Origin of the sequence: Pseudoalteromonas sp. APC 3495, assembly GCF_030407645.1 — a bacterium.
Lineage (GTDB): Bacteria > Pseudomonadota > Gammaproteobacteria > Enterobacterales > Alteromonadaceae > Pseudoalteromonas > Pseudoalteromonas tetraodonis.
The window spans coordinates 1-12,697 of record NZ_JASDDA010000021.1 but is presented as its reverse complement, the minus strand read 5'-3'; the positions used below and the strand labels follow the sequence as shown (position 1 = coordinate 12,697).

12 protein-coding genes and 1 tRNA gene are annotated in these 12,697 nt (G+C 37.9%); all 13 read left to right on the top strand.

The features are described from left to right. The first annotated feature begins 2 nt into the window (after nt 1-2). The 13 genes from galU (at nt 3) to QL984_RS10130 (ending at nt 12,378) form a co-directional block, all read left to right on the top strand. On the top strand, nt 3-881 hold the full coding sequence (gene galU, locus QL984_RS10190; protein ID WP_013465615.1) for a UTP--glucose-1-phosphate uridylyltransferase GalU: 879 nt from the start codon (nt 3-5) through the stop codon (nt 879-881). Nucleotides 882-1,157: 276 nt separating this feature from the next. Next, nucleotides 1,158-2,009: an SPOR domain-containing protein gene (locus tag QL984_RS10185; protein WP_171040128.1), complete on the top strand. Its 852-nt coding sequence runs from the start codon at nt 1,158-1,160 to the stop codon at nt 2,007-2,009. A gap of 70 nt (nt 2,010-2,079) precedes the next feature. Then, nucleotides 2,080-2,676: an SPOR domain-containing protein gene (locus QL984_RS10180; RefSeq protein ID WP_024602668.1), complete on the top strand. Its 597-nt coding sequence runs from the start codon at nt 2,080-2,082 to the stop codon at nt 2,674-2,676. Between the two features lie 136 nt (nt 2,677-2,812). Then, nucleotides 2,813-3,403: a DUF4402 domain-containing protein gene (locus QL984_RS10175; protein ID WP_024602667.1), complete on the top strand. Its 591-nt coding sequence runs from the start codon at nt 2,813-2,815 to the stop codon at nt 3,401-3,403. A gap of 32 nt (nt 3,404-3,435) precedes the next feature. Next, complete coding sequence (locus QL984_RS10170; RefSeq protein WP_024602666.1) at nt 3,436-3,882, top strand: DUF4402 domain-containing protein; 447 nt, start codon at nt 3,436-3,438, stop codon at nt 3,880-3,882. 13 nt (nt 3,883-3,895) lie between these two features. Beyond that, nucleotides 3,896-4,726, top strand: coding sequence for a fimbria/pilus periplasmic chaperone (locus QL984_RS10165; protein ID WP_024602665.1), 831 nt, complete (start codon nt 3,896-3,898; stop codon nt 4,724-4,726). Nucleotides 4,727-4,857: 131 nt separating this feature from the next. Beyond that, entirely contained in the window at nt 4,858-7,749 is a 2,892-nt protein-coding gene (locus QL984_RS10160; protein WP_235190250.1) for an MSCRAMM family adhesin SdrC, read from the top strand. Between the two features lie 18 nt (nt 7,750-7,767). Continuing rightward, the gene (locus tag QL984_RS10155; protein ID WP_024602663.1) at nt 7,768-8,430 is read left to right on the top strand and encodes an SPOR domain-containing protein; all 663 of its coding nucleotides are present in this window, start codon (nt 7,768-7,770) and stop codon (nt 8,428-8,430) included. Nucleotides 8,431-8,497: 67 nt separating this feature from the next. Next, nucleotides 8,498-9,091, top strand: a complete 594-nt coding sequence (locus QL984_RS10150; RefSeq protein WP_013465607.1) for a FlgO family outer membrane protein — start codon at nt 8,498-8,500, stop codon at nt 9,089-9,091. A 12-nt stretch (nt 9,092-9,103) separates the two neighbouring features. Then, nucleotides 9,104-9,781 (top strand): FlgO family outer membrane protein, encoded by a 678-nt coding sequence (locus tag QL984_RS10145; RefSeq protein ID WP_024602662.1) that lies wholly within the window; start codon nt 9,104-9,106, stop codon nt 9,779-9,781. A gap of 8 nt (nt 9,782-9,789) precedes the next feature. After that, nucleotides 9,790-10,467 carry a FlgO family outer membrane protein gene (locus tag QL984_RS10140; protein ID WP_024602661.1) on the top strand — a complete coding sequence of 226 codons (678 nt, stop codon included), beginning with the start codon at nt 9,790-9,792 and terminating at the stop codon, nt 10,465-10,467. Between the two features lie 74 nt (nt 10,468-10,541). Continuing rightward, a tRNA-Arg gene (locus tag QL984_RS10135) sits at nt 10,542-10,616 on the top strand. Between the two features lie 538 nt (nt 10,617-11,154). Then, a complete protein-coding gene (locus QL984_RS10130) occupies nt 11,155-12,378 on the top strand; it encodes a HEPN domain-containing protein (RefSeq protein ID WP_024602659.1) in 1,224 nt (407 codons plus the stop codon). Nucleotides 12,379-12,697 lie beyond the last annotated feature (319 nt).

The window sequence follows — 12,697 nt, the reverse complement described above, 5'->3', positions numbered from 1 at the left end:
TAATGAAAGCAGTGATCCCCGTAGCCGGCCTTGGAACACGTATGTTACCGGCAACTAAAGCAATTCCAAAAGAAATGCTGCCCGTTGTAGACCGTCCACTCATTCAATACGTTGTTAGCGAAGCGGTTGCCGCTGGTATTAAAGAGATAGTGCTAGTAACGCATTCGAGTAAAAACTCGATTGAAAACCATTTTGATACCAGCTTTGAACTAGAGGCAACATTAGAGAAACGTGTAAAGCGGCAATTACTTGCCGAAATACAGTCTATTTGCCCTAAAGATGTGACCATTATTCATGTACGTCAAGGTGAAGCAAAAGGCCTAGGCCATGCTATTAACTGTGCCGCCCCTATTATTGGCAATGAACCTTTTGTGGTTATTTTACCCGACGTTATTATTGATGATGTAGAAAGTGACCTAACAAAAGACAACTTAGCTGAAATGATTACTCGCTTTGAGCAAACTAAACACAGTCAAATTATGGTTGAGCCAGTCCCTAAAGATGACGTAGATAAATTTGGTGTTGTGGATTTAGGTGATGTTGAGTTAAACCAAGGTGAAAGCTCACCCATTCAAAGCATGGTAGAAAAACCACCCGTTGACGAGGCACCTTCAAACCTTGCTGTGGTTGGTCGTTACGTGTTGAGTAAAAATATTTGGCCATTACTGGCTAAAACCCCTCAAGGTGCTGGTGATGAAATTCAGCTAACAGATGCAATAGCCATGCTTATGCAAGATGAAAAAGTAGATGCCTACGCAATGAAAGGCCGAAGCCATGATTGTGGCAGTAAAATTGGTTATTTAAAAGCAACCATTGAATTTGCTCTTCGTCGTGATGAATTCGCCGGTGAGCTTAAAACGTTTATTAAAACGTTAATTTAAATAAACTTATCATTATTAGAAGCGCCTATATGGCGCTTTTTTTGATTGTAAAATAGCTTTTTTAGTATTTTAAATTATCACTATTTTTGCAGTTATACAGACATATTTAACATTGTGTTGTAATCTTTATGTTAACCCAAGTTGTTTTGTTGTTAACGTGCTTTGTTGATTCAATTGAAAATTGACTTGATTGAGCGGTCTAAACTATTGAAAGAGAAACAATCAATGTGTGAATACAGCAAAAAGTATCACCGATATCTGTTAGTCGTATTACTGTTGTTATTAAGTACTGGTTGTACGATATCGCCTGATAAAACATCATTAAATGAAGAAGTTAAAGACTCACCTGAATATGTAACCATCACAGCGCTCGAGCTTGCTCAACTAAAAGATGCCGCCTTGCAATGGCAGCAAGCGCGCTCTGGCATAGAGCGGCTATTAAAGTTAGAACGTGAGCTCACATATTTAGTTGATCACCTAGATATTATTAACAGTAAAGCAATAGCGCAATCTAATCAGGCTGTTAGCAATCGTTATGCTCGCTCAGTAATAAACACAAAGGCGCCGCCAAATCTTAGATATGGTAATAATTACGCAAGCACCTCAGATAAAGTTGAACGACCAAGGCAAAGGTATAGTAATCGCTACGCAAAATCCTCTAAAGGGGACGCTCCATACAATCAGCGACACAGTAGTCGCTATGCTAGCGTGCCTACAAAAATGATTACAGCCCCTTCAAAAAGCTACAGTAAGCGCGCTGTTAGTTTGCCTGCGAAAGCAACGAACTCAATCGTGAAGAAAAAAGTATTCCCTCAAACATCGAAGCTAACAAAAGTGGCAATGGTTGATACCAACAAAAAAGTATTTGCATTGCAGGTTGCGTCACTCGATTCACAAGAGAGTGTTGCCAAAGAATGGAAGCAAATTAACAAAAAAGCAGCGCCTTTGTTTAAGGACAAAATCACGACAAATATTGAAAAAGCAAAGGTTAATAACAAAACCTATTATCGACTAAAATTAGGTGAGTATTTTAACTTTAAAAGTGCAGAGGATGATTGCGAGGTATTTAAATTTTATAAAGTTGACTGTTTTGTGAGTAACTACACTGACGGACCAATCAGGTTATAAAACAATATTACTTGGCGCTTTTATTGCATAATAGCTGTAGATAGCTAGTCTTTTGTAATGGGTGCCTAAAGTGAAACTTTATTTAATAACATTATTAATACCATTTGCATTAGCTGGTTGCAGCAACCAGCTAATGCCTTCAGATTCACAAAGCGATAAGCTTGTACGTGAAAAAGATATAAAACCTTACCTAGAGCAATGGGATAACAACAAAGAGCAAATAGCGCGCTTAAGCACCATGGAAGAAGACTTATCGTTATTGATTCAAGCGCTTTCTGCACAAACAGATATTGATACCGTACCAGAGCCGATGAAAGAGAAAGTTAAACGTGTTGAGTATGGCTCTAAGCAATCGTTACAACACTCATCAGAAACCGCTTTAGCTGATAACACTACCAGTACAAACAAAGCAATGTACGGTGTGCAAATTGGACGTTATTTAATTTCTAACGGAGCCAAAAGGCAAGTGGAGCGACTAAAAGAGCAATACCCTCAATTAAACAGTATTTTGCAATACCGTATTAATGAGCAAAAAAAAGAATCAACTATCTTTTATAGTGTTGTAGCAGGCCCGCTAAAAAATCAACAACAGGCGGCGCAGTTGTGTTTGTTTTTTTATAAGATGGGTAATAAATGTACCTTAGCGGCATTTTCAGAGGATGTTTAAGGTTTTTTTCGCTTATTTTTGCATCCTGTTATTATAAATCAAAATAAAGTAAATATTTTTTAACTTTTTAGTGATTTTGGCCGATACTTAAATTAACCTGAACAAAAGGTTAATAACATATATCTAAGGGAAAACTATGAACAAAATATTTACTAAAGCAGCATTGGCTGCGTCAATGGCTGCTCTTTCTTTTGGTGTAATAGCGGAAACTGCGACATTTAACGCAGGTGTAACTGTTCAAAACGCATTTACTTTTCAAAGTACTGCAGATTTAGATTTTGGTACTATTCGTGCTACAGCAGATACAGCTGCAACAGATACGGCGACTCTTGTTCTTGCAGCTAATCCTGCAACATCATCGATAACAGCAGCTTCAGGTGCGGGCGCAGAAATTGCAGTACTTGCAGCAGGTACGCCAGCTTCTTTTTCAGTGTCTGGGGTTTCTCCTTTTGCAACGCTTACAATTGATGCGACAGGTGTATCGGGTGCTATTTCTCCAGTAACTGCTCCTGCAGGCACTGCAGGCTTTACACTTGGTACTCCTACTTACTACGTATTAACTGGCGCAAACCCAAATAGTGCAGCAACAACAACTATCCAAGTTGACTCTACAGGCGCTGCTACATTTAATATGGGTGCGACATTAACTACAGATGCAACAACGCCTTCAAGTGATTACATTGATGGCGATTACAGTGGTACATTCACATTAATATTAGATTATTAATAGTATTTGCCTGCCTTAATGGCAGGCGCTTTGTGCTAAAACTTATTTTACTACTAAGTGTTTTTTTTAGCGCTAAAGTACTTGCTCAGGTGACCGTTCTTGAACCTCTAAACTTTGGTACGATTGTTGTCGTAAAAAATACACCTAGTAGCTCAATCACTCTTTTACCAAGTGGAACCAGTTCGACAACCAACATACATTTAATGCACAGTGGAAATCCTGCAGAATTGCTTTTTGAGGGATACGGGGCACGAGTACAATTAAACATAAGTGATACAGGTGTATATCCATCCCTTAGCAGAGTGAATGGTGGAAACGCTTTTATACTTAACAATGTCATTTATGCTTCTTCAGTAACAACAAACGCATATGGTATGGGGGTTTTAAAGGTTGGCGGGCAGTTAAGCACCAGTGGCAACGGGCAACCATATATAGACGATAACTACAGCACCACAATTGAATTAACAATTTCGTATTAAGAGCAATCTCAAAATGAATTTATATAAACTTTTTTTAATACTTGCATGTGCCAGTCAACTATTTATAGGCTTTAATAGCCAAGCCAATTTACTTATCTCTCCAACTCGTATTTCTTTTGATGAGCGCCAACGCGTTGCAAAAGTGATTGTAATAAACAATGGCGATGAATATCAGACATACCGTTTAGAATGGCAGGAAAAAACAGCAAAGCCAGAAGGTGGATATATTACCTTAACTGATAGGCAGATACTTCCTTCATCATTAAGCAATATGGTACGTATGAGCCCATCACAGGTACGCCTAGCTCCAGGTGAGCGTCAAATAGTAAAGCTTGCACTTAGAAAACCAAAAGGTTTGGACGATAAAGAGTATCGTTCGCATTTATTATTTAAGGCCCTACCCAATGAAACTAAAAGCAATAAACAAGGAATGGGTATCACAATTAATATGATTTTGAGTTATTCCATACCAATTATATTACGCCAAGGGGCTAAAATACCTGAAGTAGATATTGAATCTGTTGAAGTAATAAAAAATCAAAAAAATAACGCATTACTTGTCTCGCTTGCGAGAGCAGGAAACTATAGTACTTTTGGTAAAGTTGAAGCTTTTTACCAAGCAAGTAATAGTAGTGAAGAAATGAAAGTGTCTATGATTAACGACTATAGTATTTACGCTGAAGTGCCATTGGCTAGATTGACGTTAAATCTATTTGAAAAAAATGCGATTAAAGGTTCTGGTAAGTTGCGTATTGTATATTCAGGTTTAAAAGAATATCAAGGTATCAAATTTGCCGAGAAAGTGGTTAATATTAATGCAAGCTCAGTAGGGTTATTAAACTGATTTTAAAAATGTATTTTACATGGTGTGTGAGCTTAATACTGTTTGTGTTAAGTTTTTCTGTACACGCGTCTGTAAATAAAACAGACGCTATATATAACACTTTATTTAATATTGAGAAAAAATGGCAGGCTTTGACTGACGAGCAAGCTCTGAATACAGGGCAATTAAAGCTCGAAAAAAATGAAGGGCAAGAGGTCACGCTTTTTAACAACGCTGACGATAAAAGCGCAGGTATCCCTGTGGGTGAACTATTGTTTTTTTCAGCATACCTACGCCAATATTATTTAGGGGAGTTGGTTGCAATAAAAAGTGAAAGTGGCGCTTGGATTGAACTTAACAGTTTATTTGAGCAACTTAACTTTGCAATTACCATTAATAGTGAAAACTTAACCGCACAAGGGTGGTACATTTCACCTGAAAATCGTTTTGAACTGAACTTAAATAATAAAGCGGTAGTGATAAAGAACGAGGTTTATTCATTTTCAGAGCAAGACTACTATCTTGATTCCGGTGATGTGTTTGTTGATTCAGCACTTTTAAATCAATGGTTTGAATTAAACATGCGGCTTAACTTTAATTCTTTAGAACTTGGCTTTTCACCTAAGCAAGTTTTACCAATAGAACAAAAACTACAACGAGAAGAGCGGAAAATATCATCGAATGCGAATAATTTAGAGCCCACATTACCTTGGAAAGCCAGCCCTTACCAAGCAGTATCTACACCAGTAGCTGATTTACAACTTAGTTATTCTGCAAATGAATCTAACCGTTCTTTAGATTACTCAATTTTAGGTTCGCAAGATCTCGCTTATTTAAAAAGTGAATACTACCTTGCAGGACAAAACGGCGATGTTATTAGGGATTCACGTTTGTCTTTTAGCCGTGAAGACGCAAGCGCAAGCTTATTAGGGCCGTTAAATGCAACTAGTATAGCGTTTGGTGATGTACTTTCTACGCAAATAGGAAGTAACTTTACTAGTAACTACGCACGTGGAGTTAAAATAAATAACAAACCGTTGTATAAAAAGGTAAATAGTAATCAAATAAACTTAACTGGTGCAATACAGGCTGGTTGGGATGTAGAGCTATATCGCAATAAAATTTTAATTGGTCAGCAGCTTAGTTTACCTGATGGGCGCTATCTTTTTGAAAATATAGACCTACAGTTTGGGACTAATACGTTTGAGCTTATATTTTACGGGCCACAGGGACAAGTAGAGCGCAGAGTTGAAGAGTATTTAATTGATGGTAATAGTTTAAATGAGGGAGAAGGCTTTTATGAGTTTTCATTAACCCAAGAGGGCGAGCAGGTCCTCACAACACCAAATTACTTCAACGATCAACAAGGCTGGTTATTATCAGGTCGCTATGAACAGGGGGTAACTGACTACTTTTCTGTTTATGCGGGGACATCGGCTCTAAAAAATGATAACGCAGAGAATCAAAATAATTATGCGTTTGGCTCTAATTTGAGTATTTTTAATCGTGTATTAATTAATTTAGATTATGAAAAAAGTAATGACAGTGAAAAAGAGCTTGAACTTGCAGCCAGAACTGAACTTGCCGGTCAATCTTTGCGCTTTAGTATGCGAAAAGCATCACTATTATTAAATGCTAGCTCGCACAGTAATTTATATAACGATATAGACGTTTATGAGTTATTTGTATCGGGTAATGTTATGCAAAATAATTATGGTCAGTTAAGTTATCAAAACACGGCGTCACATATAAGTAGTGATACTCAACAAAGCACCCTTAGGTTTGGAAATAGCTTAAATTACTATAATAGCGGCTATTCGTTTAATAATAATTTACAGTGGTCAGATAATGACACCTTTTTTGGTAGTAGCCGGTTGCAAAAACGTTTTGGACGTTTGAGTACGCGTTTCGGTATTAACTACGAAATTAAACCTGAAAGTGAAATTACGAGTTACGAAACGGAGTTTAGCCGAAACCTAAGCTCTAATTTACAAGCAGAATTAAAATTAACACACCAGCTAGAAGATAACATTAAGTTTGCTGAGTTAGGATTAAATTGGCAAGCTGAGCTGTTTAGCTTAAATAGTAATTTTAATTACGATAGTGAGAATAATTGGCGCATCGGTTTATTTGGTCGCTTTAGCCTAGGTTATGACGCTAAAAATAACAACTACTTTGCTAATAGCCGTAGTTTAGTGCAGTCGGGTTCGTTAATGGTGCATGTATACCTTGATACAAATAATAACGGAGTATTTGATAAAGGCGAGCAAAACTTAGAAGGGATAAAAGTTAAAGGGCTACAAAATTATCGAAGAGCCGTTACCGATGAAAACGGTATAGCCTTATTATCAGGGATGCCAGCTAATTTAACCACAGATATAGTTATTGAGCCTGACAGCATTAGCGATCCATTCTTAATTACCGCAAACGATGGTTTTTCTATTACGCCCCGTGCCGGTTTTGTTGAATATATGGAAATACCGCTTAATCACAGTAGTGAATTGGAGGGAACTGTTTACAAACGAGATGAGCAAGGCAGCAGTGAAGTGCAGCCTTTTGCTACCGTTAAATTACTCGATAAACAAGGTAACCAAGTGGCGCAAACTCAAGCTGCCTATGATGGCTATTATTTGTTTACCGATTTACGCCCTGGCGAATATAAAGCGGTTATAGATGATAAGTTTAAGCAACGTAAGTCCTTAAAAGATACGCAACAAGTAATGGTGAATTTACCAGCGCAAGGTGAAGTAGTAATGGGCGTTGACTTTGAACTGAAAGAAAAAACACAAACGCCAGCGTATATTGCCAATGCGGGTGGGTTTTCATCATTGCCGATTATGAAAGCGTATTATCAATTAATTAAGCGCCATCTAAATGAGCAATCAAAGCGTGATGCTTTTTATATTAAAGACGATAAACAAAAGCGGTATATTTTAGCCGTCGCTTATGCCGAGTCTGCCCAAGGAGAGCTTGAACAAGTATGCGCAGAATTAAAAGTGAAAGGCTTGAACTGCCAAGTCCAAGCGCAACTTATTAGCCACTAATAACAATAAGGTTTAACCATGCAACATGCTAATTTATATAAACGCTATTCAATACTCATCGCCTATATTGGTGCTCTTTTTATATCTGGATGCAGCAGTCCCAAAACAGCAGTGGAATCGCCTCAGCCTAAACAAGCCAGTGCAAGCCTTTCTGACGAGGAGTTAGCGCAGCTAAAAGCATCATCTCAGCAGTGGCAAGCAGCCAAAGCAGGTGTTGAGCGTCTACTAGTGATTGAACAAGACTTAAAGCTATTAATAAGCCAATTAAATGCGGTGGCAAATCAAGACACCGCATCAACAAATACGCCTGTAGTACCAACAGCTAAAGCTTCAGCTGAAACGGTATCACCAAAAGTAGCACAAAAAGCTCAAGTGGCAACGAATGCAGCAGCTGATGAAAAACAAGCCGTTAAAGCGCTGTTTGCCCTCCAAGTTGCAGCCGTTACCGACAAAGACCGACTTAGCCAAAGTTTAAATCAAATAAAAGCCAGCGCATCTTCGTTATTTGAGGGGGAGTTTGTGGCGAATGTAGAAACTATCAACGTGAGTGGCATGACCTACTACCGTTTAAAGCTTGGGGCTTATCAGGAACAAGCAAATGCGGCTGCTGATTGCGATAAACTTAAACAGCGCCAAATCAACTGCATTGTGAGTCATTACACCCAGCAGCCTTTAAAATAAATATGTGGCAAGGGTATTCGGCATAATAATTGCTTTGTTGTTATTATGTTTTTAGAGGATGGCAACTATGCGCCTTTTGTTACCCTTACTATTATTAAATTTAGCGGGCTGTAGTTTAACACCTCAGCCAAAGCCGAGTATAAGCACTGATGCGCCTAAAGCGGTTATGGCACCTTATACGGTGAACCAGTACGTAAGTAGCTTAAGTGCCCAGCTTAGCCATATTAAAGAGCCTTTTAAAAGCACTGCTTCAATTGCGGTCAGTAGCTTTTATTTAGCAGATGCCCTAGATTCTCACGTTGCTCAAGGACAGGGGGCAGGGCTTAGCCAGCAGATTCAGGAAAGCTTAATAACCCAATTCACCCAATTAGGTTATAACACGGTTGAATATCGGCTTGAAAACCAACTTAACTTATCAGCGAGTGCAGACTCAGTACTTAGCCGCAATACTGGCAACTTAAAGCAGCGTCAGATTATTGACTTTGTCATCACCGGTACTTTAACTCGCCAAGAGCATGCTTATATTGTTAATGCACGAATGGTAAATATGCAAACCAACCAAGTTGTATCTGCCGGCAGTACTGAAATTCCCATCAATGTGATGTGGAGCAATGAAAAAATACAGCAGCGCGGTGACTATATTTACCGCAGTGAATATTAATTAGGAGCACACATGAAACGCCTACTATTAACTTTATGTTTGCCACTAGGCTTTGGTTGTTCACAAATGACAAACCATAGTGACACACAAATTACCGACGATACGCCTATGTTTTTTGAGCAACGCCCTGTAGCCGCACCTACACAAAGCGACTCGCTGTATCAAAATAAAACAGCAGTGATGAATAAAAACAAACAAGTTAACACGCCAACACGTAAAAATATTAATCATTATGTGCGTGGCATCATGCAAGACATGGCTGAAAATTTACAGTACGTAAATACTAAAACGCCATTAGCGGTATCAAGCTTTGTTTTTTTAGACCGTGACTACAACAATGCTGACTTAGTGGGTAATCAAATAGCAGAGAGCTTTATGCATGAGCTGCATAATTTTGGTGTACCGGTAATCGATTTTAAAACCACCGATTATATGCGTGTAACACCTGGCGGCGATTTTGTTTTTAGTCGCGACTACTTAGAGCTTAACCAAGAACAAAATTTTAGTTACGTATTAGCCGGCACGCTAGTAAACCACCAAGGTGGCATACTAGTAAACGCACGTATTGTTGGTTTAGCGAGTAAAGCGGTTGTAGGCTCTGCACAGGGCTTTATTCCGCAATCAGTGATCGACGCGTTAAATAGCAGTAACAGTGCTGATGGCATCATGCTAAAACAAGCGAGTAAGTGAGGTTTATCATGGCTAACTTAGCTAAGCGCTCAGCTTTAATTAGCATAAGTGCATTATCATTATTACTTTCAGGCTGTAATTTAATGGGCGAGTCGACCGCGACCGAGCCCGCCAAATCTGAGCCAGAGCAAACAGTGGTAAGTGATCTTGATTTTAACCAGATCATGGCGCAAATGCAGCGCAATGACGAGCAAGAGCAATATGCTGATACAACGCAATTTAATCCAAACAAGCACCACAAAAGCTTAGTTAATTACGTTGAGCAAATGGCACTTGATTTAACCGACACCATGCAAGTAGCCCCTCAAGATGCAGCGATTGCGGTTACGTCGTTCGTTGATTTAGACGCAAGTTTAACTACAACAAGCCAGTTAGGTAATCAGTTATCAGAAACCTTTATACATCAGCTACAAAAGTTTGGTTATAGCGCCGTTGATTTTAAAACAGCCAATTTAATTACCGTAAATAAGCAAGGCGATTTTGCCTTTACACGTAACACTCGCAAACTTGCAGGTACCAGTATAGCCAGCCATGTATTGTCAGGCACCCTTATTTATAGAGAGGACGGGGTAGAAATAAACGCACGCGTTATTGATATTCAAAGCAAACGCTTAGCAGCCAGCAGCCGAACATTTATACCGCTTTACGTATTAAATAAAGAAGATATATATTTATCAAGCAATTAACTTAATTTGATGCTTGATATAAAAAACCAGATGCCGTTATAATTTCCAAACACTTAGTACTTAGCACCCAGCGTGGCCTCTTAGTTAAATGGATATAACGGCCCCCTCCTAAGGGGCAGTTGCAGGTTCGATTCCTGCAGGGGCTACCAATAAAATCAATGAGTTATTATTTCTCTCTATTCCTATCCTAACTCTATGTAGCAATGTCAGCTATGTGGCATTTGCGGATAAAAAGTGAATTTGAAAGCCTGTTGGGTGGCGCCTTCGGCTTAACCAACCTACATTTTGACATAGGTCGGATAAGTGGCGGAGCCACGCCATCCGACAAAAATAATGAATTTACCAGAAACAACCCAACTTACCACGTTAGCGATATAAATAACTGCTTTATACAGTAAGTTAAACCACTCTATACCGACTATAGGCTGAGTACCATGAACGGAAGGCGGGGCCAATTTACTATTGCCCATTTATGCGCAAGACCCTTTACTCATTTACATCCTGTTCAAGCACATTTGCCCTAGTAAAATTTATCAATTATTCTAATACTGTTCGTTGTGATTTCCGTGATGTAGTACTGAGTATTTTTAACGATCACATGAGGCCTGAGTAGTAACTGGAATTAAAGTCGTTAAGTGTATAATGTAATTGCGCTGGTAATAATGAGATATTAGGGATAGTACTTGTATGAATCAACGAATAATTAAAGCTATAAATACGTCAGTTGTAGAAAGAAACATACAGCAACTTACTTTATGGATAGCCCAAGATGATTGGCGTAATTATGCAAAGAAATACGGTGCATCACGTAATTCAATAAAATTAGCTAATCTTATTGAAGAAGAGCACCCTAGGTTATCTTCCTCAACATTTCGCGTTGGAGGGTATGGGGAAAAGATTAATGCAATGTATTTGGCGAAATGGTTAGTTTTACAGGCTTCTGAGGTTGGGGCGGAACTTGCTTATTCATCTTTACTAGAGCTTGAATCTTCATCAGATGTAGTGATTTATAATATCTCATTAATTAGTGGGGTGGATTTTAAAGGAAAAGCAGAATTAATAGATGGTATTTATTTTTGTGATTTTGGAAATTTACCCAATACAGTCAGGGAAAATATAAATAACAAATTAATTAAATTATCTTCAAGTATTTCATCTAGTGGAAAAATCCACCCGCCCTATACATTTTTATGTCAACCCATGAAAAGCATATTACTTTCAAATGATCTTAGTGATGCTAATATCAAAACTATGAAAGGTTATGTAAATAAAGAATTTTTAATAACTAATTTTCTATCTTTATTCGCTTCTAACTTCGCCCCTTGCGTTGAATTACGCTGGTGTATTTTAGAAGACACTACACCTCTTTCTGGAATAATAGACATACATTCAACTCAATATTTAGAGGTTATTAAGCCTACACATTATGATTCATGGAATGATATTGACGCTGAACAAATTACTAATTTATTTGGAAAATATTTATCTATGAATGAGAAAATTAGATTGCCTTTAGATATTTCTTTGGCTCGTCTCTGTCAGGCTATGAACACTTGGAATGATACAAATAAAGCCATTGATCTAGGTATTGCCATTGAGTCGATATTAACAAAGCCTGATACTAATGGAGAGCTAGCTCTACAAATAAAAATTATTGGTTCAAAATTGGCTTCTGATGACCTTGAAAAGCGTAAAGAAATATCTTCTTTATTGAATGCAGCATACAGTATACGCTCCTCCGCTGTTCATGATGGGATTCTTAAAGACTCATACAAAGTTAACGGTCGAGGTAAATTAAGACCTAGTATTATTATGGATGAAACTTTTCCAATTTTAAGGGATTGTTTAGTGAAAATTATTGAAAAAAATGGACTAACTAAAGATGACTATGAGGAATTGTTTTTTTCGTAATTCTAGCGCTACATAGATTGTATAAAAATAGTAGAACCAAATGACTTAGCTAATATTTTGAGTTGCTTACAAGTATCGCTTCTATTTTAATAAATACGATACTTATTTTTATGATGGTTAAGTAATAAAGTGACTTTGCAAGACTTGAAGTTATAATGAATCGCTTGAATTGGTATGAATGCTAACCTGGAATTCAACAAAAACGAGCTAAAGTGATCGTCCTTTACTCGATCAAAGAAGCACTCCATTTAATTTTTCATAATAAAAAAGCGAGCTATCAATTAGCCCGCTTTATAAAATACTTTGCCGAACCCCGAAC